Origin of the sequence: Sphingomonas changnyeongensis, from assembly GCF_009913435.1 — a bacterium.
GTDB classification, from domain to species: domain Bacteria; phylum Pseudomonadota; class Alphaproteobacteria; order Sphingomonadales; family Sphingomonadaceae; genus Sphingomonas_B; species Sphingomonas_B changnyeongensis.
This window is the reverse complement of the sequence record NZ_CP047895.1, coordinates 1,762,180-1,785,230: the sequence shown is the minus strand read 5'-3', so window position 1 is coordinate 1,785,230 and position 23,051 is coordinate 1,762,180. Positions and strand designations below refer to the sequence as shown.

The following is a 23,051-nucleotide window of genomic DNA, read 5'->3' as shown; positions in this document are numbered from 1 at the left end:
GATCAGTCAGCCGGCGTCCACGCCTGGTCGGCGGGCAGCGGCGCGAAAATGCCGTCGATCAGCGTGTCGGGCACGTCTTCGGGCCGCGCCGCCGTCCAGCGGGGGGCATTGTCCTTGTCGATGATGACGGCGCGCACGCCCTCGAGGAAATCGGGCATCTGCACGACGCGCGCGGCGATCGCATATTCCTGCGCCATTTCGGCGGCGAAATCGGCCATGTCCGCCCCTCCGCCAGCTGGCGCAGCGCGACCTTCATCGTCTGCGGCGATTTGGTGGCGAGGGTCTTAAGCTCGCGCGCCGCCCAGTCGGAGGGATCGGCCGCCAGATCGGCGAAGATGTCCTCCAGCCGGTCGGACGCGAACAGCCGGTCGATCAGCGGCAGATTGTCCTCGATCCGCGCCGGCGGCGGATCGCTGTCATAAGCCTCGAGGATCGCCTCCAGCGCGCCCGGATCGGCGGCGATGCGCGCCTTTACCTCATCAAGCGCGGCGGACGGGATGTAATGGGTGGCAAGGCCGAGCAGCAGGCATTCCGCCCCGTCGAGCCGCGCCCCGGTCAAGGCCAGGAACTGCCCCACCCGCCCCGGCAGCCGCGACAGATACCAGCCGCCGCCGACATCGGGGAACAGGCCGATCCCGGTCTCGGGCATGGCAAAGCGGGTGTTTTCGGTCGCGATGCGGAACCGGCACGGCATGGCGAGGCCGACGCCCCCGCCCATGGTGATGCCGTCCATGAACGCGACCAGCGGCTTGCCATAGGTGAACAGCCGGTGGTTCATCCGGTATTCGGTGTGGAAGAATGCGCGCGCGGCAACGCCGTCGCCCGCACCCGATTCCGCCAGCATGCGGATGTCGCCGCCCGCGCAGAAGCCGCGCCCGGCGGCATGATCGATCAGGATCGCGCGCACCGCATCGTCGCGGTTCCAGCCGTCGAGCGCCGCCAGCACCGCCGTGCACATCGGCCGGGTCAGCGCATGGATGGCCGCCGGCCGGTCGAGCCGGATGCGGCCCACGCCCCCGTCGGTCGCGGCGATGATGCCCGCCGCTTCGCTGTCCGCCCGCTCATTGGCGCAGCAGATCCCGGCCGACGATCATCCGCATCACCTGGTTCGTCCCCTCAAGGATCGAATGGACGCGCAGGTCGCGCCAGAAACGCTCGATCGGATAATCCATCAGATAGCCGTAACCGCCATGCAGCTGCAGCGCCCGGTCGACGACTGCCGAGCCGGTATCGGTCGCCAGCCGTTTCGCCATGGCGGCAAAGCGCGTCTTGTCGGGCGCATCGGCGGTCACCTTGGCGGCGGCGAGATAGAGCAGCGCCCGCGCCGCCTCCAGCTCGGTCGCCATGTCGGCCAGCATGAACTGGGTGTTCTGGAACTCGGCGATCGGCTGGCCGAATTGCTGGCGGTCCTTCACATAGGCAACCGCTTCGTCCAGCCCGCGCTGCGCGCCGCCCAGCGAACAGGCACCGATGTTCAGCCGCCCGCCATCCAGCCCCATCATCGCGATGCGGAAGCCCTCGCCCTCGCCGCCGACCAGATTGGCCGCCGGCACGCGGACATTGTCGAGGATCACCTGCGCGGTCGGCTGCGAATGCCAGCCGAGCTTGCGCTCATTGGCCCCGAACGACACGCCGGGCATGTCCTTTTCGATCGCCAGGCAGCTGATCCCCTTGGGCCCCTCGGCCCCGGTGCGGACCATGACCAGATACAGCTCATTCTCGCCGCCGCCCGAAATGAACTGCTTGGTGCCCGAGACGATGAAATCATCGCCGTCGCGCACCGCGCGGGTCTTGAGCGCCGCCGCGTCCGAGCCGGAGGACGGCTCGGTCAGGCAATAGCTCGCGATCCAGTCCATGCCGACCAGCCTGGGCAGATAGCGGGCCTTCACCGCGTCCGACCCGAACCGGTCGATCATCCATGCGGCCATGTTGTGGATCGAGATGAACGCGCTGGTCGACGGGCAGCCATAGGCCATCGCCTCCATGATCAGCGCCGCCTCGAGCCGCCCCAGGCCGATGCCGCCCGAGGCCTCGGACACATAGATGGCGCCAAAGCCAAGCTCGGCCGCCGCGCGGATCGTGTCGCGCGGGAAGATGTGTTTTTCGTCCCACTCGGCCGCATGCGGGGTGATGCGCTCGGCGGTGAAACGGCGCGCAAGCTCCTGGATCTCGCGCTGGTCGTCGGTCAGGTCGAACTGGTTGGTCATCGGTTCAGCCCATGGTCGGAATGACGAACGCGTTGCCGCCGTCGGGCGAGCCGTCGGGCCAACGCTGGGTCACGGTCTTGATCCGCGTCCAGAACCGGACGCCTTCCATGCCGTGCTGGTTGGTGTCGCCGAACGCCGAACGCTTCCAGCCGCCAAAGCTGTGATAGGCGACCGGCACCGGGATCGGCACGTTGATGCCGACCATGCCGACATTGACGCGGGCGGCGAACTCGCGCGCGGCATGGCCGTTCCTTGTGAAGATCGCGACGCCATTGCCATATTGATGCGCGCTCGGCAGGCGCAGCGCGGTTTCGAAATCGGGCGCGCGGACGATCTGCAGCACCGGGCCGAAGATCTCCTCCTTGTAGCTCTGCATCTCCGGCGTGACATGATCGAACAGGCTCGGGCCGATGAAAAAGCCCTGCTCATGCCCCTGAAGGGTAAAGCCGCGCCCGTCGACGACCAGTTCCGCGCCTTCATCGACGCCGGTCTGGATCCATTGTTCGACCCGCGCCTTGTGGGCGGCGTTGACCACCGGCCCGTAATGCGCGTCGGCATCGGTCGACACGCCGATGCGCAGCGCCGCGATCGCCGGCAGCAGCGCCTCGCGCAGCCTGTCGGCCGTCGCCTCGCCGACCGGAACGACCACCGGCAGCGCCATGCAGCGTTCGCCGGCCGAGCCATAGGCAGCGCCGGTCAGGTCCTTCACCACCTGATCCATGTCGGCATCGGGCATGACGATGCCGTGATTCTTGGCCCCGCCCATCGCCTGCACGCGCTTGCCGGCATCGACACCGCGCCGATAGACATAATGGGCGATGTCGGACGAGCCGACAAAGCTGACCGCGGCAATCGCCGGATGGTCGAGGATCGCATCGACCATTTCCTTGTCGCCGTGCACGACCTGCAGCACGCCTTCGGGCAGCCCGGCCTCGCGCATCAGTTCGGCGAGGCGAACGGGGACCGAGGGATCGCGCTCCGACGGCTTCAGGATGAAGGCATTGCCGCAGGCGATTGCCGGGCCGAACATCCACATCGGGATCATCGCCGGGAAGTTGAACGGCGTGATCCCCGCACCGATGCCAAGCGGCAGGCGCATCGAATAGACATCGATGCCGGGGCCGGCGCCCTGGCTGTATTCGCCCTTCAGCGCATGGGGGATGCCGCAGCAGAACTCGATCACCTCAAGCCCGCGCTGGATGTCGCCCTTGGCGTCGGCGATCACCTTGCCATGTTCGGACGACAGCAGCCGGGCGAGCTCGTCCATGTTCGCTTCGACCAGTTCCTTGAACCGGAACATCACGCGGGCGCGGCGCTGCGGGTTGGTCGCCGCCCAGGCCGGCTGGGCGGCTTCGGCCGCCGCCACCGCGCGGTCGAGCAGCGCCCGGTCGCCCAGCGCCACCCGCGCCTGCACCTGGCCGCTATTGGGGTCGAACACCTCGCCCGTGCGGGGCGAAACGCCGGCATCGCCGACGATGACATGGGAAATCTCGCGCATAAGCCGGTCAACTCTCCTGCTGCCGCCGAGGCGGCGATCTGCCTGCTGCCGTCCGGGGACGGCGAAGGGGGACGCAATTTTGTTTCGTGCTTTTCTTACCCGGCCCCTAGCGCCGTCCGCCGATTCCGCACAAGAGGGAGAGATGAGAGCGGAGATGATGGCCGGGCTCGACCTCAGGAGGCCCGATTAATGGCTGCGATGCGCGCCGAACGCCCCTTGCTTGCGATCCTGATCCGGCTTGCCGCAGCGATTGCGCTCACCATCATGTTCACGCTCGTCAAGCTCGTCGAGGCGCATGACGTGTCGCTCGTCGAGAGCATCTTCTACCGCCAGGCGCTGGCGCTGCCGCTGGTGCTCGGCTGGCTGTGGGCCGGCCCCGGCCTGGCGTCGGTACGCACCAAAAGGCTGGGCGCGCATGGCTGGCGCACGCTGATCGGTCTCACCGGCATGGCGCTCAACTTCAGCACCTATCTGCTGCTGCCGCTCGCCGAGGCGACGGTCATCCTGTTCACCACGCCGATCTTCGCCACCATCCTGTCGGCGCTGATCCTGAAGGAAAAGGTCGGCCGGCACCGCTGGTCGGCGGTGGTGGTCGGCTTTGTCGGCGTGGCGCTGGTGGTCGATCCACGCAATGCCGCGCTGCCGCCGCTGGGGGTCGCGGTCGGGCTGACGGCGGCGCTGGTGGTGGCCGGGGTCAGCATCACGCTGCGCCAGATCGGGCGGACGGAAAGCGCGACCACGACGGTGTTCTGGTTCACGGTGATGGGCACGGCGGCGCTCGCGCTCGCCATGCCGGTCGCCGCCAGGGTGCATGACGTGCCGACCTTCGGCCTGCTGCTCGCGCTCGGCATCACCGGGGCGCTCGCGCAGCTGGGCCTGACCGCGTCGCTGCGGCTGGCACCGGTGTCGGTGGTGCTGCCGATCGATTATTCGAACCTGATCTGGGCAGCGCTGATCGGCTGGCTGGTGTTCGGCACCGTTCCCGGCCCGACCTTATGGGCAGGTGCGCCGCTGATCATCGGCAGCGGGCTCTACATCGTCTATCGCGAGCACCGGCTGAAGCGCCGCGCGACCAGCGCCGCCGGCCCGGCGGACATTGCCGAGGTCGAAGGCGAGGACGAGGTCGACGGCGGGGACGAGGTCGAAGGCGGGGACGGGCCCGAAACCGGAGCCGAACCCGCTCCGCGCTGAGCCGCGCTCCTGCGCCAGTCAGTCAGGGACCGGTCAGCCGAAAATCAGCCGGCGGACCAGCGCCGCGATGCCCAGCACCACAGGCAGCGCGATCACCGCCCAGATCGCGGCATTGCAGGCCCGGTCGATGGGCGACCGGCCAAGCAGAGGGGCAGGCCCCGCATCCGGCCGGACGGCATCCGCACCGGTGCGCGCCCTTGCGGCGGCGGCGCGATATTCCGCCTCCAGCGCCGCGACATGGGCGCGGGCACGGGCCAGTTCGTCGCGAAATGCCGGCGTGTCGACGCGGGCGGCAAAGCTGCGCGGGCCAGACCCGCCGGGCGTTGCGCCCGCGCCTGAGAAAAACTCCTGCCCCTGTGCATGCTCATCCCCCCGAACGGCTGCGATGACGGCAAGGTGACATTGCGGCGGCCGCCTTGCAAGCGGGCGCGCAAAAGGATGCCCGCCCCGTGGCTCTGCCCGGCAGCCAGAGCCGGGACAGCGGGGCGGGCCAGTTTGGGGGATCAGCGCCCGTTCAGGCGTTTACCGGCTGTGCCTGGCGATCAGCGCCCGCGCCTCGGCCACCGCCGGGCGGGCCGCGCGCTTTTCGGCTGCAACCTCATCGGCCAGTTCCATCAGCCGCGCGGCGACGACGGAGCCGGTCTCCGCCTCTTCGGCCACATTGACGCCGCGGCCGCGCGCAATCGCCTCGTCCCACGCCGCGCGCACACCGGCCCAATAGTCCTTGGTCTTCAGCCAATAGCTGTCGCCGGCCGCGACGTCATAATCGCCAAAGCGGCTATAGCTGTTGAGCACATATTCCTGCACGATCGGCCGGGGCGGGCCGCCGGCGGTCTCGGCACCCATTTTCAGATTGTCCTGCCAGTGGATCCAGCCGCCGCCGGGGGCCGGTGAATGGCGGTTGATCGACAGATAGCGGTCATAGACGGGCTTCCGCACCGCATCACGCCGCGCGAGCGGCCGCCACGTCCAGCCCGAGCGCCAGCGCGGCACGCCGCCCGTGAGCGTCCAGCGCCCGACCCCGCCGTAACGCGGCGAATCGTCGGTCTGCCAGACGGTCTGCGACCATGCCCCGCGCCGCTCGCCCGCGCCGACCGGGGTCAGCGCCCAGCGGCCCTTGCCCTGATAGGTGAGCACGGTTTCCGGCTCATAGGTCCAGTCCTGCCGCCAATGCTTGATGACATGGCTTTTGCCGTCATGGCTGACGACCAGCAGATGCTGCAGCTTGATATGCCGGCCGCTGTCCTCGATCACCCGGACGATCTCGTGCCCGCCGGAGATTTTGCGGTCGAGCGGCTGATAGCCTTCGGCCCATGCGGTCGCTTCCTGCATGTCGAAGCGGACGCGGTAATCGCCGGCCATGGCAAGGATCGCCGCCCGGTCGGCGGCAAAGGCCGCCGCCTCGTCCGCGCCCAGACGCGGCGACTGCACTGCCAAGTCCTGGCCCGCCGATTCCTGGCCCTTCGATTCTTGGCCCGCCCGGCCGGGATCGGCCACCGCCACCCCGGCAAAGGGGCTGAGGATAAGGGCTGCGGCAAGCAGCATATGCCTGAGTTTCATGTTTTTTCTCCCCATTTTCTGGTGTTTGGATGGCAAGCTGCCGAGCCGGTCAGAAGCGCGCGGTGATCGATGCGCTGACATTGCGGCCGGGCTGGGTGAAGGCGTCGGTGATCGTCGAGCTGGCGGGCAGGCCGCGGACATCGGCCCACCACGCATGTTTGGCGTCGGTCAGGTTGAAGATGCCGGCGCGCAGGGTGAGCGCAGGCGACAGCCGCCAGAACGCCGTCACATCAAGGATGGTGAAGCCTTCGGGGCGGAAACACGGCCCGGTGCACAGCCCGTCGGCGCGGTCGGCGGCCTTGCGCGCGCTCGACGTCAGGATCAGTTCGCCGCCGAACCGCCCGCCCGGATCGCGATAGCCGGCCCCGACCACGACATTGACCGGGTTGATCGTCACCAGCGGGCTGCGGCCGCCATCGGGGGCGATCACATCGCCCTTGGCATAGGCGATGGCAAAGCGCGTGGTCACGCCCGAACGGCTGCGCCAGTCGAGCCGCCCTTCCCAGCCATTGATCCGCACCCGGTCGAGATTGACGAACTGGAACACACCCGGATCGGTCGGGGTCAGCGTGCCGCCCACCAGCTGCTGGGCGATGAAGCGCCGGTAGCGCGCCTGGAATGCGGTGACGCTGGCCGACACCTCGCGGCTGCCGAACCGCACCCCGCCCTCGACCGTCGCGCTGGTTTCCGGCCTCAGCTCGGGATTGGCGATCGAGATATAGTTCTGCAGCGGGTTGGAGAAGAAGTTGTTGACCTGGGTCGGCGACGGGGCACGGAACCCCTGCGCATATTGGCCGAACAGGCTGAGCCCTCCACCCAGCCGCGCCGTCGCGCCAAGCTTGGGCGACAGGCGCGATCCGCTCTGTTCGGCCGCGCGGAATTGCGGCAGCAGCGCATCGGCGCGCGGATCGAGCGAGAAATGATCGAACCGGAGCGCGGGAAACAGCGTCACCGCCCCGTCGGCGATGCGGATCTCGTCGGTCAGGAACAGCCCGGCGAGCGTGAAATCGGTGGTCGGGAACGCCCGCGTCGGGAAGGTCTCGCCGGCCGGCGGCACCGTGCCGTCGCGCAGCCCGTTCTGACGGGTGATCGAGCCGTCCGCGCCATAGACGAGGCTGTGGCTGATCGGGCCGGTGGTGAGCGTCGAGCGCAGCTCGAGCGCCGCACCGATGACGCGGTTGTTGAAGGTGTTGAGCCGGGTGCGGTCGGCGGCGGTGTTGCGGTCCTCGGCGGTGAACTGGCGGTTCTCGCCGTCCTGATACCAGAGGCTTGCCTGCAGGAAGCGGATCGCGCCGTCGCTTTCGCGCCGCCAGTCGAGCGAGACGCGGTGGCGGCTGACCGTGTCGCGCGCCGTCAGCCCGATCACGCTGGTCGCCGCCGTCGCCACGGGGGCGACCCCGCTTAGCACATTGGTCGCTATGCGGTTGTCATTATATTCGGCGGTCAGGCGGATGCGGTTGGCGGCATCGGGCGCCCAGACCAGCTTGCCGAGCACCGCATTGCCGCCCGTGTCCTGCGGATTGGGGGTGGTGCGATTGGCGTTGGGCGCATCATTGGTGCCCTGATTATCCAGTTCCTGCCCGTCGCGCCGCGTATAGGCGATGAGCGCGGACCAGTCGCCCGACCGGCCGGCCAGGATCGCGGTGTTCGACCATTGCTGATCGGCGCTGTCATAAGCGGCGCGCGCGCTGCCGGCAAAATCCTGGCCGCCGGTCAGCAGATCCTCGGGATCGCTGGTCTGGAAGCTGATCGCCCCGGCCAGCCCGTCGCTGCCATAGAGCGCCGAGGCCGGGCCGCGCAGGATCTCGACCGACTTGATCAGCCCCAGATCGACATAATCACCGCGCCCGGCCGCCTGGGCGCCGAATTCGAACCCGTCGGGCACGCGCACGCCATCGACCTGGATGAGCACGCGGTTGCCCTCGATCCCGCGGATGTTGATCCCGGAATTGCCGTCGCGCCCCGTCGATCCGAACGCCGCGCCGAAGCGGCTGGGCGCGCGGCGCACGGTGATGCCGGGTTCAAAGCGGACCAGATCGCGCACGTCGCTCGCCAGTTCATCGGCGATCCGGTTGGCGTCGATCACGGTGACGATCGCCGGCACCTCGTCGACGCTGCGCGGTTCGCGGGTGGCGGTGACGGTGATGACCGGACCGGCTTCGGCGGCGGGCGCGGCGTCGGCGGCGGCGTGGGCGGCGGCGAGAGCGGCATTGGCGGCCGCGGCAAGGAGCGAGGAGATGAGCATGTCCCGGCTGCTATTGCGAATGAGATAGATTCGCAATAGCAATTATGGCGCGGTTCATCGTCAAAGGCGACGCACGCCTGCACGGGGCCGTGCGCCGCCCATCAGCGCGGTCATCGCCCACACCATCGCATCGGCCCGGTCGGGGCTGCTGCCCGGCCCGGCATAGCCGCCGCCCGCCAGCAGCCCGGCCATCTGGTCCTCAAGTGCCGGGAAGCGCCCGGCCAGATGCGCCAGCCCGCGCTCGAACAGCAGCGCCACCGGTTCGGCCCGCGCCGATTTGCCCCGGCTGGCATGAACCAGCCGCACCGGCAGCGCGACATCGGCGGCGGCGAGCACCGCCCCACCATGTCCCCGCCCTGATTGGCCTCGGCCACCACCAGATCGGCCTGCCAGTCGCGCGCGGCGACGGCGACGGCGGCGGCCCAGCCATGCGGCGGCGCCGACAGGCTGGCATCGCCCAGCACGTAAAGCCGCCCGGCCATATCGGCCCCGGCCACGACCAGCCCGCACACGCCCCCGCGCTGGCCGGCGGATCGACGCCGATCACCACGCGGGCGAGCGCCGCCGGCCGGGGCCGCCGCGCCGCCTCGATCGCCGCGCGGCTCCACAGCGCGCCCTCGATATCGGCGAGCATCTCGCCATCCAGTTCCTGCCGGCCGAGCCGGGTGCCGCCATAGCTGGCCTGCAGATCGGCGCGCACCGAGGCTGCCAGATGCGGGTTCTGCGCGGTCCGCCCGCGCGCCACAGCCGTATCGGGCAGGCCCAGAATGCGCTGGATCAGCGGCGTGGGCCGGGGCGTGGTGGTGATGAGCACGCGCGGGTCCGCGCCCAGCCTCAGGCCCAGGCGCAGATTGTCCCAGGCCGCATCGGCACGCCGCCATTTGGCCAGTTCGTCGCACCAGCCATGATGATGCTGCGGACCCCTGAGGCTGTCAGGCCGTTCCGCCGAATAGGCATAGGCCTCCGCCCCGAACAGAAGCGCAGCAGCCGGCGGCTGGGATACCAGCGCGGCCGTTCATGCGCGCGGGCAACGGCGAGGATGCCGCTTTCGCCCTCCACCATCACCTGGCGCACATCGTCGAGCGTCGCGCCAACGAGCGCGATGCGCAGCCGGCCATCGGCACGCGCCAGCGCCGACACCCATTCCGCCCCGGCGCGCGTCTTGCCATAGCCGCGCCCCGCCATCAGCAGCCAGATCCGCCAGTCGCCGGGCGGCGGCCGCTGCCCGTCAAGTGCAAAGCTGTGCCAGTCATCGGCAAGCGCGAACGACACCGCCTCGGGCAGGGTGCGCAAAGCCTTCAGCACGGCATCGGGGGGCAGGCCGCGCAACGCCTCCAGCCATGTGCGCGGATCGTCCTTGATCGATCTGGTTCCGGTCATGCCAATCCCCCCATATGCACGCGCCACAACGCTGCCGGTCAGTCCGCCCGTCCGATCAGGCCCATCGCCGCCAGCCGGGCGAGCAGCCGTGCTCGCGCCTCTTCCACCGGCATGGTGCTGCCCTTTTGGCCGGCCGCATCGGAATCCACGCGCGCGCCCGTCCGGTGCAGCCGCAGCAATTGCAGCGCCCGGTCCCAGACCAGTTTGTCAGAAGACGGGACGACATGGGCCGGCAGACCATCTTCCGGTGCTGCAGCGGCCACGCCGGTCAGGGCGGCGGCGGCATCGCCGATCAGTTCGGCCTCGATGCGGGCATAGGCCTGGTCGATCGCGCGCGCCCAATCGGCCCGGAATCCGGCATCGCGCAGCCGGTGGCGATAGACGGTGTCGGCCGAGACGCCGGCAGCGCGCGCGGCGTCACGGACGGTCGCACACCCCGCCAGCGCATCGAGAAAACGGGTCCGCGCAGCGCCGGCAAAGCGCCGCGACGGCCGGAATTGCCGTTCGGTCATGGCGATATCCAATAAAGGGGAAGGATGGGGCCATGGCCGGAGCAAATCACGGCCAAGTCTTATACTTCTAGCGCATATGGCCGTTTTTGTCAAGTTGCATGTGCCAGATCGGTTCGTCTGTCACAGCGGCCGGTGCGTATTTCCGCAGCCGGGACCGCGCTGCTAGGCTGTGGCGACCCGGCGCTTCGCCGCACACGGGACGACACAGGCAAAGGACCACCACCCGATGACCGATCTCAGCATCTTGCGACACCTGCTGCCGGGCGTGCTGGCGGCGGCCCTGCCCGTTCTGCCCGCTGCGGCCGAGCCGACGCCAGTAACGGTCCGCGTGCTCAGCCAGGGCGGCAAATATGTCGGCTCGTCGATGGGCGGGGCGATGGTGCGGATCGCCGACGCCGCGACCGGGCGGCTGCTGGCCGAAGGGCCGACGAGCGGCGGCACCGGCGACACTGCCCGCATCATGGGGCCGCAGCCGCGCGGGGCGGCGCTCGCCGATGACGGCACCGCCGCGTTCCGCGCGACGCTCGATCTCGACCGGCCACAGCTTGTCCAGATCAGCGCCTATGGACCGGTCAGCGATCCGCAATCGGCGGTCAGCGTGGCGGTCACGCGCTGGCTGGTCCCCGGCGCGTCGGCGACGCTTGGCGACGGGATCGTGCTCGAACTGCCGGGGCTGGTCGTGCGCCCCGCGCCGCCCGCGCCGCCGGAGCGGGACGGATCGGCGCGCATCGCCGCGCGGGTCATGCTGATGTGCGGCTGCCCGATCGAACCGGGCGGGCTGTGGGATTCGGCCCGGTTCGAGGTGTCGGCGGTGATCATCGATGCCGCAGGCCGGGAAAGCGCGCGCCACCGGCTCGATTATGCCGGGCAGACCGGCATGTTCGCCGCGCGGATCCCGGCAACGTCGCTCGCCGGGCGGGCGGTGCGGATCATCGCCATCGACACCCGAACCGGCGCTGCCGGGGTGGCGATGGCCCCGCCCGGCGGCTGAACCGCACCGCGCCGAGGGCTGGGATTCAGGGGCTTAGAGGGCTTAAGGGTTCAGGCGCTCGTCCGGGGCAACGCCCCACAGCCGCCCGGTTTCCACCCAGCCGCGCCGGCCGGCAATATCCAGCTCGCACCAGCCATCGGCGCAGGCGCGCAGCCGCCCGATCACCCCGTCAGCGGCGCGCCACGCGACCGGCGCCCCCGCCTCCGGCCGGGTGCGCAGCGCCGCTTCGCCGCCACGCACCATCGCCATGCGATCATCGCTCAGCATATTGGCCTGCATCCAGCCCTGCGCGCCGTCCGGATCCTCGACCTTGCGCCAGGCGGGGAACACGGCGACCACCCGGACCGGCAGGCCGCGCCGCTGATACATCCACATCGCCGGATAATTGCGCCCCGGCCCGGTGCGGGTGCGCGCCTGACCGGGGACGATCGACGCCCAGTAAGGCGGCGTCTTCTGGAGCGCGAGCGCCTCGCCCGCCGGCAGCAGCAGCGCGAGCGTGAAGATCAGGGCCCGCTTCATCATGGCAGCATTCATGGCGCTCGTGTTGCCCGACGCGGGGACGCGCTTCAAGCCCGGCCAGTCTCACTGCCCGTCCCGAGCTTGACGCGCGCGGCCCGGCCCGCCTAGCTCCTGCCATGGCTGTTCTTGCTCGCCCCAGGGTCGTCGTCACGCGCCGCTTGCCCGACGCGATCGAAGCGCGGATGCGCGAGCTGTTCGATGTCGTGCCGCTGGCCGAGGAGCGCCCCCCCAGCCCCGACCGGCTCGCCGCGCTGATCGCCGATGCCGATGTGCTGGTGCCGACCATCGTCGACCGCATCGATGCCACGCTGATCGCCGCCGCCGGCCCGCGGCTGAAGCTGATCGCCAATTACGGCAATGGCGTCGATCATATCGATCTGGCGGCGGCGCGGGCGCGCGACATCCTGGTCACCAACACGCCGGGCGTGCTGACCGACGATGCCGCCGACATGGCGATGGCGCTGATCCTGGCCGTGCCGCGCCGGCTGTCCGAGGGCGAAAGGCTGGTCCGGTCGGGCGAATGGGCCGGCTGGGGGCCGACCGCGATGCTCGGGCGGCGCGTGTCGGGCAAGAAGCTGGGCATTGTCGGCATGGGCCGGATCGGCCAGGCGATCGCGCTGCGCGCGCGCGGCTTCGGCATCGCGATCCATTACCATAACCGCCGCCGCCTGCCCCATGTCGTCGAAAAGGCGGTCGATGCGACCTACCATGCCGAACTGGACGACATGCTGACCGAAATCGACATGCTGTCGATCAACTGCCCGCACAACGCCTCGACCCATCATCTGATCGACGCGCGCCGCCTCGCGCTGCTCGGGCGGCAGGGCTATCTGATCAACATCGCCCGGGGCGAGATCGTCGACGAACCGGCGCTGATCGCCGCGCTCGAACAGGGCGTGATCGCCGGGGCCGGGCTGGACGTGTTCGCGCACGAGCCGGCGGTCGATCCGCGGCTGATCGGGCTGCCCAATGTCGTGCTGCTGCCGCACATGGCGTCGGCCACCATCGAGGCGCGCCACGCGACGGGGGAAAAGGTGATCGCCAATATCCGCATCTGGGCGGACGGCCACCGACCGCCCGATCAGGTGCTGGAAGGCTGGGCCTGAGTTAACTGCGGACCTGGTCAACGCCGGACCTGAGCGGTGCCGGGGCCGGGCGGTGAAACGCCCGGTCCCGGCGCGCGGCCTCAGTCGCCGGTCAGGATGCGGTCGACCAGCTGCTTGACCGTCGGCACGAACCCGTTCGAATAGAAGGGATCGCGCTTGAAGTTATAGGCATTGTGGCCGGCAAACATCAGGTTGCGCTCCACATCGCCGCCATGGGCGATGTCCTGCAGCGTCTTCTGGATGCAGAAGCTGCGCGGATCGGCCAGCCGCCCGGTCGAGTTTTCCTCATTGTCCGCCCAGGACGAAAAGGCGCACTGGCTGAGGCAGCCCATGCAGTCGGCCTGATCCTTGCGGATCACCACCTTGTCCTCGGGCGTGACGAAGACGAGCGTGTTGTCGGGCGTTTTCAGCGCATCGGTAAAGCCCAGGCCATGCCATTCGCGCGCGCGCAGCAGATCGCCGCGCGTCACCCAGAAGTTCTTGCCGCGCACGCCGACATCGAGCTGATACTGGTGATCGCCCGCAGCCTCGGTCGAAAAGGCGATCTGCCGTTCGGACCGCGCCTCAAGGTCGCGCAGGAAGGGATTGCGCACCGCCGAGGAATAAAAGCCGGTCGGCGAGAAACGGTGAAGCAGGACATCGCCCTCCTCCAGCGTCATCAGCCGCGCCTTCCACTCATCGGGGATCGGGCTTTCCTTGGTCAGCAGCGGGCGCGTGCCATATTGAAAGGCGATGGTGCCCAGTTCCGGATTGTCGATCCAGTCGTTCCAGTCGCGCAGATACCAGACGCCGCCGGCCATCACGATCGGCACATCGTCCGAAATGCCGCCCTCGCGCATCGTCTCGCGCAGCGCCTTGACGCGCGGATAGGGATCTTCGGGCTTGAGCGGATCTTCGGCGTTGGACAGGCCGTTATGCCCGCCGGCCAGCCAGGGATCTTCGTAGACCACCGCGCCAAGCCATTCGGAAGCCTTGGAATAAGCGCGCTTCCAGAGCGCACGGAAGGCGCGCGCCGAACTGACGATGGGCAGATAGCTGACGCCGTAGGACGCCGCGATCTCCGACAGCTTATAGGGCATGCCTGCGCCGCAGGTCACCCCCGCCACCAGCCCGCGCGTCCGCTCCAGCACGCCGTGCAGCACGCGCTGCGCGCCGCCCATTTCCCACAGCACGTTGATGTTGATGGCCCCGCGGCCGCCCGCCATCTCATAGGCGCGGCGCACCTGCTCCACGGCGCCGTCGATTGCATATTGGATCAGCTCTTCATGCCGCTCGCGGCGGGTGCGCGCGCGATAGACCTGGGGGATCACCCGGCCCTCGGCATCATAGCTGTCGGCATTGACGGCCGACACCGTGCCGATGCCCCCGGCCGCCGCCCAGGCGCCCGAACTGGCATGGTTGGTGGCCGAAACCCCCTTGCCCCCCTCGACAAGCGGCCAGACTTCCCGGCCGGCGTAAATGATCGGGCGAAGGCCCTTAAACCCCATGGTCGCTGCAGTCATGCTGCGCCCTATGCATGGATTTCATGCGGAGCGCAAAACCGGTTTTTCATGTGCCTGCAACACGGCCCTTCCGAGGCCAGGCCGCCCGGCTCAGCCCGCAACCGGCCAGGCACGCGCGAGCAGGCGGTCGATCGCCGCCATCGCCTCCGGCTCGGCAAGGGTCGGCGCATGGCCGACACCCGGCACGGTCACCGCCTCGGCCAGCGGCAGCATCTGCTGCATCCGCGCCACCGTCGCCTCGGCGAGCAGATCGGACAGCGCCCCGCGCAGGATGACGAGCGGCACGCCGCGCAACGGTTCAAGCGCGGGCCACAGGTCGATCCCCGCCTCCCCGCCCGGCAGACGCATCGGCTCGGCGATGCGCGGATCATAATCGATGACGATGCGGCCCGATGACGACAGGCGGTAAAGCCGCTTGGCCATCGCCAGCCAGTCCTCGATCCGATAGCCCGGATAGGCATGGCGGTTGGTGTCGGCGAGCGCGCGGGCGGCGTGCAGCCAGGTCGGCCAATTGCCCCCTTGCCGACATAGGTACGGATGCGCGCCAGCCCCGCCGGTTCGAGCGCCGGCCCGACATCGTTGAGCACGACGCCCTTCAGCCGATCGCGCTCGGCACCTGCCATCAGCATCGTCACCAGCCCGCCCAGCGAGGTGCCGATCGACACGAATGCCTTGAGCTCCAGATGCCGGATCAGCGCCTCCACGTCCTGCACATAGGTGAGCGGGACATAGCTCATCGGATCCTTGGCATAGGCGCTCTCGCCGCGGCCGCGAAACTCGGGCGCGATCACCCGCCATGCCGGGCTCAGCCGTTCGGCCAGCGCCGCGAAATCGCGCGCATTGCGGGTCAGCCCCGGCAGGCACAGGATCGGCGGCCGGCCATCGGCCCCGCCCGCATAGTCGCGGTAATGCAGCCTCAGCCCGTCGTTCGACCACCAATATCCGTGCGCGAACCCGGCCATGCTTGCGTCCCACTGCCCAAGGCCCCCATATCACGGCATGGCCGATGCCCCGCAACCCCAGCCTGACGTGCCGATCGCAGCCGTTGCCGATTTCCTTGCCGATCCGGTCGAACCGGCCGATTTTCCGCAGGCAAGGCTGCGGTTCAGGAACGACCGGGCGGCGGCGGCGATCGGGCTGGGCGGGCTGGACGATGCCGCCTGGATCGCGCATTTCGCCCGCTTCGCGCCGCTGCCGGGCAATCTGCCGCAGCCGCTGGCGCTGCGCTATCACGGCCATCAGTTCCGCGTGTACAATCCCGAAATCGGCGACGGGCGCGGCTTTCTGTTCGCTCAGCTGCGGGATGCGGGCGGCCGCTGGCGCGATCTGGGCACCAAGGGGTCGGGCCAGACGCCCTATAGCCGGTTCGGCGACGGGCGGCTGACGCTCAAAGGCGCGGTGCGCGAGATCCTGGCCACCGAAATGCTCGAAGCGCTGGGCGTCACCACGTCGCGTACCTTTTCGGTGATCGAAACCGGCGAACAGCTGCACCGGGGCGACGAACCCTCGCCCACCCGCTCGGCCGTGCTGGTCAGGATGAGCCATGGCCATATCCGCATCGGCAGCTTCCAGCGGCTCGCCTATCTGGGCGACCGGCAGGGCCTTGAACGGCTGACCGCGCACGCGCTTCAGACCTATCACGGCGATGACAGCGGCGATCCGGTGGCGCTGCTGCGCCATGTCGTCGCCGCGACCGCGCAGCTCGCCGCCAGCTATATCGCCGCCGGCTTCGTCCACGGCGTGCTCAACACCGACAACATCAATGTGAGCGGCGAAAGCTTCGATTACGGTCCGTGGCGCTTCACCCCGCGCTTCGACACCGGCTTCGTCGCCGCCTATTTCGACCAGACCGGGCTTTACGCCTTTGGCCGCCAGCCCGAGGCGATCCAGTGGAACGCCGTGCAGCTGGCGGGCGCGCTGCGCGACATCGCCGATGTCGATGCGATGATCGCGGAGCTGGACCGGTTCGCCCCGCTCTACCGCGCGGCGCTGGTCGAACGGATGCTGTGGCGGCTGGGCGTGGCGCCGACCGATGCCGAGGCCGATGTCGCGCTGGTGCGGGCGATCGAGCAGGGGCTGATCGAAACCGGGGTGGAGATTGACCGCTTCTTCTTCGACTGGGCGGGCGGCGCGCGGCGCGGCCCCTCGCCCGCCGATCCGCTCTACACGCTGCCGGCCTTTGCGCCCTTTGTGGATGCGGTCGCCGCGCGGCAGGCGGCCCGCGCGACCGATCATCCCTATTGGCAGGACGACGCGCCGTGCAGCATGCATATCGACGAGGTGGAGGCGATCTGGGCGCGCATCGCCGGGGCCGATGACTGGCAGCCGCTTGCAGCCAAGATCGCCGCGATCCGGCGCATGGGTGCGGCACTTGCGGCTTGACCGGGGCCGGGCCGGGTGCTGGAAGGCGGGCAGATGACGCCCGAGCTGCTGTCCCTTGAACCCGCGACCGGTGCCGAACTGTGGCGCGCCCCCGTCAGCGATGTCGATCACGAAGTGGCGCTGGCGCGCGCCGCATGGGTGGACTGGGCGTCGCGGCCCTTCACCGTGCGCATGGAAACGCTGCGCCGCTTCGCCAACCATGTCCGCGCCGAAGCCGAGAAGCTGGCCGACCTGATCGCGCGCGAGACGGGCAAGCCGCTGTGGGAAGCGCGCACCGAAGTCGAGAGCGTGATCGCCAAGGTCGACATCTCGGTCTCCGCCTATAGCGAGCGGACGGGCAAGAAGCGGCTGGAAGGCGCGATGGGCGCGAAGATGGCGCTCCGGCACAAGCCGCACGGCGTGCTGGCGGTGCTCGGCCCCTATAACTTTCCCGCCCATCTGCCCAACGGCCATATCGTGCCCGCCTTGCTTGCCGGCAATGCGGTGGTGTTCAAGCCGTCGGAAAAGACCCCGGCGGTCGGTGCGGCGCTGGTCGCGCTCTACCGCGAGGCGGGCATTCCCGAAGGCGTGATCCGGCTGGTCATCGGCGGGCCGGACCAGGGCCGGGCGCTTGCCGCCCATGACGGGATTGACGGGCTGCTGTTCACCGGCTCCGCGCGCACCGGCCTGGCGCTCAACCGCCAGTTTGCCGAGACGCCGGAGAAAATCCTGGCGCTGGAAATGGGCGGCAACAATCCGATCATCGCCTGGGACACCGGCGATCTGGGCGCGGCGGCGGCGCTGATCGTCCAGTCGGCGTTCATGTCGGCCGGGCAGCGCTGCACGGCGGCGCGGCGGCTGATCGTGCGCGACGGGCTTTACGAGCCGCTGATGGCCGAGCTTCTGAAGCTGACCGAGCGGCTGATCATCGACCATCCCCATGCGACGCCCGCGCCCTTTCTGGGCCCGGTGATCGACAATGATGCGGCCGACAGCCTGACCGAGGGGTTCCTCGCGCTGATGATGAAGGGCGGCCGGGTGATCAAGCATCTGGAACGCCCCGATGAAAGCCGCCCGTTCCTGAAACCGGGCCTCATCGACATGACCGGCATTGCCGACCGGCCCGATGCCGAAATGTTCGGCCCGGTGCTGCAGGTGGTGCGCGTCGCCGATTTCGAGGCGGCGATCATCGAGGCCAATGCCACGCGCTATGGCCTGTCGGCCGCGCTGATCGGCGGCACCCCGGCGCATTACGACCAGTTCTGGGCCAATATCCGGGCCGGGATCGTCAACTGGAACCGGCCGACCAACGGCGCGTCGTCCGCCGCGCCTTTTGGCGGGATCGGCTGGTCGGGCAATCACCGGCCAAGCGCCTATTATGCCGCCGATTACTGCGCCTATCCGGTCGTCTCGACCGAGGCCGAACAGCCGCGCGCGGCAATCGGCGTCGGGCTGGCCGATCCGGCCACTGAAAAGCTCAGCTAAAGCCCGCCCAAGCATCGCTGCTTTGCCGCTGTCGGCGCCCCGTCCCATGTGGCGGGCATGACAGGTGCATCCTCTTCACCCGGCGCCCGACAGGGGCGCGTCTGGCTGGTGGGCGCGGGCCCCGGCGATCCGGACCTGCTGACGCTGAAGGCCGCCCGGCTGCTGGCCGAGGCCGATCTGCTCGTCCATGACGGGCTGGTCGATCCCCGGATCCTCGACATGAGCCCGGCACCGCGCGTGTCGGTCGCCAAATCGCGCAGCCGCCATTCGATGCCGCAGGAGGAGATCAACGCCCTGCTGGTCGCCGAGGCGCGTGCGGGCCGCCGCGTCGTCCGGCTGAAGGGCGGCGATCCGTTCATCTTCGGCCGCGGCGGCGAAGAGGCCGAAGCCTGCCAAGCAGCGGGCATCGCGGTCGAGGTGGTGCCCGGCGTGTCCGCCGCGCTCGGCTGCGCGGCGGAGGCGATGCTGCCCCTCACCCATCGCAACTGGTCGAGCGCGGTCAGCTTCGTCGCCGGCCAGTGCAAGGGGCTGGCCGATCAGGACTGGTCTGGCCTGGCCGGGCAGGGCCGCACGCTCGTCATCTATATGGGCGTCGCGACCGGGGCCGACATTGCCGACAAGCTGATCGCCGACGGCGTGTCGCCGGCTATGCCGGTCGCCGTGCTCGAACGCGGCACCCGGCCGGGGTCGCGGGCGCTCCGCACGCTGCTTGCCGATCTGGGCGGGCTGATCGAGCGGGCGCGCGTCGCCAGCCCGGCGCTGATCGTGGTAGGCGAAGTCGCGGCGCTCGGCCGCGCGCAGGACATGCTGGCGCTGGCAGACGCGCACCCAGCGGTAACGGCGGCGGTGACGGCGGCGGTGACGGCGGGGGCGCGGGCATGAAGCTGCTGACCGGAAACGATCTCGGCTCGGGCGATGTCATCTGGTGGACCGGCAGCGGCTGGTCGCGCCACATCGCCGACGCCGTCGATGTCGGCCAGGACGGCGAGGCGATCGCCCACCGCGAGGAAGGGGCGCGGCGGGTGAATGTGCCCTATGTCGTCGATGCGGTCGCCGGCCCCGACGGTCCACGCCCGGCCCATATCAAGGACCGCATCCGCGCGCTCGGCCCCACCGTCCGGCCCGACCTGTCGCTCCAGCCCGCCGATCCGGGTGCCGGCAGCTGGGTGATCTGACATGATCGCGGCCACCTTCGCCCTGCTGCTCGGCCCTGCCGCCCCGGCCCCCGTCCCGGCCCCGCCCCGGCCCCCGCCCCGACCATGTCCGCGACCACGGCGCCGGGGATGGTCGAGCAAACCTATCTGAAGGCAGAGCCTGGCGCGCGCGCGGCGCTTGCCCGCTACATCGTCGCCAACTGGCTGGCGATGGACCGGGTGGCGACCGAACAGGGCTGGTTCGACGGCTATACGCTGCATGAAAATGCCGATGGCGACGCCGCGGGCTGGGATCTGCTGGTCACCGTCCACTACCGCAGCGCCGACGGCTATGCCGATCCGGCCACTCAGGCGGCGTTCGAAGCGATCCGCCGCGCGCACCGCGAGGTCAGCATCGATGGCCGTCGTCTCGCGCAGCTTGGCCGCATCGTCCGGCACCAGCGGCTGCGCCCGATCGCGCCGGTCCTGCCGCCCGCATCCCCCCTTCCTCCGGCCGCCGTCAGCGGCCCGCAAAGGTAGAGCATGTACAGATACGACAGCTATGACACGGCGATGGTCGCCGCGCGGGTGGACGAGTTTCGCGATCAGGTCGCGCGCCGCCTGTCGGGGCAGATGACCGAAGACCAGTTCAAGCCGCTCCGGCTGATGAACGGTCTCTATCTCCAGCTCCATGCCTATATGCTGCGCGTCGCCATTCCCTATGGCACGCTCGACAGCCGGCAGATGCGGATGCTCGGCCATATCGCGCGCCGCTATGACCGGGGATATGGCCATTTCACGACGCGCCAGAACATCCAGTTCAACTGGATCCGGCTGGAGGACGCGGCCGATATTCTGGCCGAGCTGGCGACGGTCGAGATGCATGCCATCCAGACGTCGGGCAATTGCATCCGCAACATCAGTTCGGACCAATATGCAGGCGCGGCCGCCGACGAGGTGACCGATCCCCGCCCCTGGGCCGAGCTGCTGCGCCAGTGGAGCAGCTTTCACCCCGAGTTCAGCTATCTGCCGCGCAAGTTCAAGATCGCGGTCATTGCCAGCGACACCGACCGCGCGGCGATGCGGCTGCACGATATCGGCATCCAGATCGTGCGGGGGCGGACGGCACGCTGGGCGCGCGCATCTATGCCGGCGGCGGCATGGGCCGCACGCCGATGATCGCGCATCTGATCCGCGATTTCGTTCCCGCCGACCAGCTGATCAGCTATGTCGAGGCGTGCCTGCGCGTCTACAACCGCTATGGCCGGCGCGACAACATCTACAAGGCGCGGATCAAGATCCTGCTGCACGAGATCGGGGCCGATGAATATCGCCGCCAGGTCGATGAGGAATTCGCCCATGTGCTGACGCTGGGCATCGACCCGCCGGCTGCCGAACTGGCGCGGATCACCGGCTTTTTTGCCGGGCCCGCGCTCACCCCCCGCGACGATGGCGACGAAGCGCCCGCCGATCCGGCCTTTGCCGCCTGGATCGACCGCAATGTCGCGCCACACAAGGTGCCGGGGCACGCCATCGTCAATATCAGCCTGAAACCGGTGGGCGGCATTCCGGGCGATGCAAGCGCCGACCAGATCGACCTGATCGCCGATCTTGCCGAACGCTACAGCCATGACGAGCTGCGCATCTCCCATGCCCAGAACATCGTGCTGCCGCATGTCGCGCGCGCCGATCTGAAAGCGGTGTGGGACGCGCTGGTCGCCGCCGGGCTGGCCGAGGCCAATCTTGATCTGATCACCGACATCATCGCCTGCCCGGGCCTTGATTATTGCAGCCTTGCCAATGCCCGGTCGATCCCGGTCGCGCAGAAGATCGCGCGGCGCTTCGCCGATCCGGCGCGGCAGCGCGACCTTGGCGAACTCAAGCTCAAGATCAGCGGCTGCATCAACGCCTGCGGCCATCACCATGCCGGCCATATCGGCATTCTGGGCGTCGACCGCAAAGGCACCGAAAACTATCAGCTGCTGCTCGGCGGTTCGGGGGCGGAGGACGTCAGCCTCGGCCGCATCACCGGACCGGGCTTTGACGAGGACGGCGTCGTCGACGCGATCGAGCGCGTCACCGACCGCTATCTGGCGCTGCGTGCCGAGGGCGAACGCTTTGTCGACACCTATCGCCGGGTCGGCATGGATCCGTTCAAGGAGGCGATCTATGGCTGATCAGCTGCTCAGGCTGCGCGACGACGACCCCGCCGAAGAGCCGGCGGTGACGCTGGATGCCTTTCTTGCCCAGGCCGATGCCGGCGCGGTCCGGATCGAGCCGGGCGACGATGCCCGCGCGCTGCTGCCCCATCTGCAGCGGCTGCGACTCATCGAAATCGCCTTTCCGGGCTTTCGCGACGGGCGCGGCTATTCGGCGGCGCGCATCCTGCGCGAACATGGCTATGCCGGCGAACTGCGCGCCGAGGGCGATGTGCTGATCGACCAGATCGTGCCGATGCGCCGGGCGGGGTTCGACAGCTTTGCCCCGCGCGTGCCGATCGACCGGGCGGCGGTCGATACGGCGCTCGCGCGCTATCGCCATGTCTATCAGGCGGCCGCCGATGACCGGGCGCCGGTGTGGAAGCTGCGCCATGGCTGATCCCGCCCGCGCCGCCGACCGGATCGACACCGCCCCGGCCTTCACGCCTGCCGATGCCGCAGCACTCGAGGCGCGTTTTGCCGGGGTGGCGACGGCCGACATGCTGGCCGCGCTGCTGCCCGAACTGGCCGGGCGGGTGGCGCTCGTCTCCTCGTTCGGCGCCGAATCGGCGGTGCTGCTCCATCTGGTCGCGGCGGTCGACCGCCAGGTGCCGCTGATCTTCATCAACACCCAGAAGATGTTCGGGCAGACCCTTGCCTATCGCGACGAGCTGGCGGAACGGCTGGGCTTTGTCGACCTGCGGGTGTTCCGCCCCGACCCCTATCAGCTGGCGCTCAAGGACCAGACCAGCCTGCGCTGGTCCTATGACCCCGATGGCTGCTGCGCGCTCCGCAAGGTCGAGCCGCTCGACCGCGCGCTTGGCGGCTTCGATGCATGGATTTCGGGGCGCAAGGGCTTTCAGGCGAAAACGCGCGTCGCTTTGCCCCGCTTCGAGATCGAGGACGGACGGCTGAAGATCAATCCGCTTGCCGACTGGAGCAAGGGCGATCTCGACGCCTATTTCGCCGCGCACGAGCTGCCGCGCCATCCGCTCGAGGCCGAGGGCTATCCGTCGATCGGCTGCTCGCCCTGCACCAGCAAAGTCCGCCCGGGCGAAGACCCGCGCGCCGGGCGCTGGCGCGGCTGGGACAAGACCGAATGCGGCATCCACGGCAAGGGCGGCGCCGACGATCCGGTGTTCTAACAGGCCGGGATTCCCAGC

Annotated in this window: 17 protein-coding genes and 4 pseudogenes; 11 read left to right on the top strand and 10 right to left on the bottom strand. The window is 69.3% G+C overall.

The window, feature by feature from the left end; genetic code table 11:
- Positions 1-2 precede the first annotated feature (2 nt).
- The 3 genes and pseudogenes from GVO57_RS08835 to GVO57_RS08825 all read right to left on the bottom strand — a co-directional run bounded on the left by GVO57_RS08835 (position 3) and on the right by GVO57_RS08825 (position 3,705).
- Positions 3-1,036: pseudogene (locus GVO57_RS08835) on the bottom strand (enoyl-CoA hydratase/isomerase family protein).
- Positions 1,037-1,061: 25 nt separating this feature from the next.
- A complete protein-coding gene (locus GVO57_RS08830; protein WP_160592834.1) occupies positions 1,062-2,207 on the bottom strand; it encodes an acyl-CoA dehydrogenase family protein in 1,146 nt (381 codons plus the stop codon).
- Positions 2,208-2,211: 4 nt separating this feature from the next.
- Positions 2,212-3,705, bottom strand: coding sequence for a CoA-acylating methylmalonate-semialdehyde dehydrogenase (locus GVO57_RS08825; RefSeq protein WP_160592833.1), 1,494 nt, complete (start codon positions 3,703-3,705; stop codon positions 2,212-2,214).
- 189 nt (positions 3,706-3,894) lie between these two features.
- Here GVO57_RS08825 and GVO57_RS08820 point away from each other — a divergent pair, with 189 nt between their 5' ends.
- The gene (locus GVO57_RS08820) at positions 3,895-4,896 is read left to right on the top strand and encodes a DMT family transporter (protein ID WP_160592832.1); all 1,002 of its coding nucleotides are present in this window, start codon (positions 3,895-3,897) and stop codon (positions 4,894-4,896) included.
- Positions 4,897-5,418: 522 nt separating this feature from the next.
- Here GVO57_RS08820 and GVO57_RS08815 read toward each other — a convergent pair.
- The 4 genes and pseudogenes from GVO57_RS08815 to GVO57_RS08800 all read right to left on the bottom strand — a co-directional run bounded on the left by GVO57_RS08815 (position 5,419) and on the right by GVO57_RS08800 (position 10,593).
- Positions 5,419-6,456, bottom strand: coding sequence for a DUF6607 family protein (locus GVO57_RS08815; RefSeq protein ID WP_160592831.1), 1,038 nt, complete (start codon positions 6,454-6,456; stop codon positions 5,419-5,421).
- A gap of 49 nt (positions 6,457-6,505) precedes the next feature.
- Positions 6,506-8,701: a TonB-dependent hemoglobin/transferrin/lactoferrin family receptor gene (locus GVO57_RS08810; protein ID WP_160592829.1), complete on the bottom strand. Its 2,196-nt coding sequence runs from the start codon at positions 8,699-8,701 to the stop codon at positions 6,506-6,508.
- A gap of 60 nt (positions 8,702-8,761) precedes the next feature.
- A pseudogene (locus tag GVO57_RS15620) lies at positions 8,762-10,081 on the bottom strand (DNA-packaging protein).
- A gap of 38 nt (positions 10,082-10,119) precedes the next feature.
- Positions 10,120-10,593 carry a hypothetical protein gene (locus GVO57_RS08800; RefSeq protein WP_160592828.1) on the bottom strand — a complete coding sequence of 158 codons (474 nt, stop codon included), beginning with the start codon at positions 10,591-10,593 and terminating at the stop codon, positions 10,120-10,122.
- A gap of 226 nt (positions 10,594-10,819) precedes the next feature.
- Here GVO57_RS08800 and GVO57_RS08795 point away from each other — a divergent pair, with 226 nt between their 5' ends.
- Entirely contained in the window at positions 10,820-11,584 is a 765-nt protein-coding gene (locus GVO57_RS08795) for a hypothetical protein (RefSeq protein WP_160592827.1), read from the top strand.
- Positions 11,585-11,626: 42 nt separating this feature from the next.
- Here GVO57_RS08795 and GVO57_RS08790 read toward each other — a convergent pair whose 3' ends face one another.
- Positions 11,627-12,106, bottom strand: coding sequence for an SH3 domain-containing protein (locus tag GVO57_RS08790; RefSeq protein ID WP_160592826.1), 480 nt, complete (start codon positions 12,104-12,106; stop codon positions 11,627-11,629).
- Between the two features lie 113 nt (positions 12,107-12,219).
- Between GVO57_RS08790 and GVO57_RS08785 the strand changes: the two genes are divergently transcribed.
- Positions 12,220-13,209 carry a 2-hydroxyacid dehydrogenase gene (locus GVO57_RS08785; protein ID WP_160592825.1) on the top strand — a complete coding sequence of 330 codons (990 nt, stop codon included), beginning with the start codon at positions 12,220-12,222 and terminating at the stop codon, positions 13,207-13,209.
- 80 nt (positions 13,210-13,289) lie between these two features.
- On the opposite strand, the gene GVO57_RS08780 is transcribed toward GVO57_RS08785, so the two are convergent.
- Complete coding sequence (locus tag GVO57_RS08780; RefSeq protein WP_160593922.1) at positions 13,290-14,696, bottom strand: NAD(P)H-dependent flavin oxidoreductase; 1,407 nt, start codon at positions 14,694-14,696, stop codon at positions 13,290-13,292.
- A 105-nt stretch (positions 14,697-14,801) separates the two neighbouring features.
- Positions 14,802-15,673 (bottom strand): annotated as a pseudogene (locus GVO57_RS08775) (alpha/beta fold hydrolase).
- Positions 15,674-15,710: 37 nt separating this feature from the next.
- Between GVO57_RS08775 and GVO57_RS08770 the strand changes: the two are divergent.
- The 8 genes and pseudogenes from GVO57_RS08770 (at position 15,711) to GVO57_RS08735 (ending at position 23,033) form a co-directional block, all read left to right on the top strand.
- Entirely contained in the window at positions 15,711-17,093 is a 1,383-nt protein-coding gene (locus GVO57_RS08770) for a protein adenylyltransferase SelO family protein (protein WP_160592824.1), read from the top strand.
- A gap of 33 nt (positions 17,094-17,126) precedes the next feature.
- Complete coding sequence (gene astD, locus GVO57_RS08765) at positions 17,127-18,557, top strand: succinylglutamate-semialdehyde dehydrogenase (protein ID WP_160592822.1); 1,431 nt, start codon at positions 17,127-17,129, stop codon at positions 18,555-18,557.
- Positions 18,558-18,614: 57 nt separating this feature from the next.
- Positions 18,615-19,439 (top strand): uroporphyrinogen-III C-methyltransferase, encoded by an 825-nt coding sequence (gene cobA / locus GVO57_RS08760; RefSeq protein WP_160592821.1) that lies wholly within the window; start codon positions 18,615-18,617, stop codon positions 19,437-19,439.
- Entirely contained in the window at positions 19,436-19,732 is a 297-nt protein-coding gene (locus GVO57_RS08755; protein WP_160592820.1) for a DUF2849 domain-containing protein, read from the top strand. The genes cobA and GVO57_RS08755 overlap by 4 nt, the downstream gene beginning before the upstream one ends.
- An 84-nt stretch (positions 19,733-19,816) precedes the next feature.
- Positions 19,817-20,230, top strand: a complete 414-nt coding sequence (locus GVO57_RS08750; protein WP_160592819.1) for a hypothetical protein — start codon at positions 19,817-19,819, stop codon at positions 20,228-20,230.
- A gap of 3 nt (positions 20,231-20,233) precedes the next feature.
- Positions 20,234-21,867: pseudogene (locus GVO57_RS08745) on the top strand (nitrite/sulfite reductase).
- Positions 21,860-22,288: a DUF934 domain-containing protein gene (locus GVO57_RS08740; protein ID WP_160592817.1), complete on the top strand. Its 429-nt coding sequence runs from the start codon at positions 21,860-21,862 to the stop codon at positions 22,286-22,288. Before GVO57_RS08745 ends, GVO57_RS08740 begins: the two are co-directional and overlap by 8 nt.
- The gene (locus GVO57_RS08735) at positions 22,281-23,033 is read left to right on the top strand and encodes a phosphoadenylyl-sulfate reductase (RefSeq protein ID WP_160592816.1); all 753 of its coding nucleotides are present in this window, start codon (positions 22,281-22,283) and stop codon (positions 23,031-23,033) included. The genes GVO57_RS08740 and GVO57_RS08735 overlap by 8 nt, the downstream gene beginning before the upstream one ends.
- The last annotated feature ends 18 nt before the right edge of the window (positions 23,034-23,051 follow it).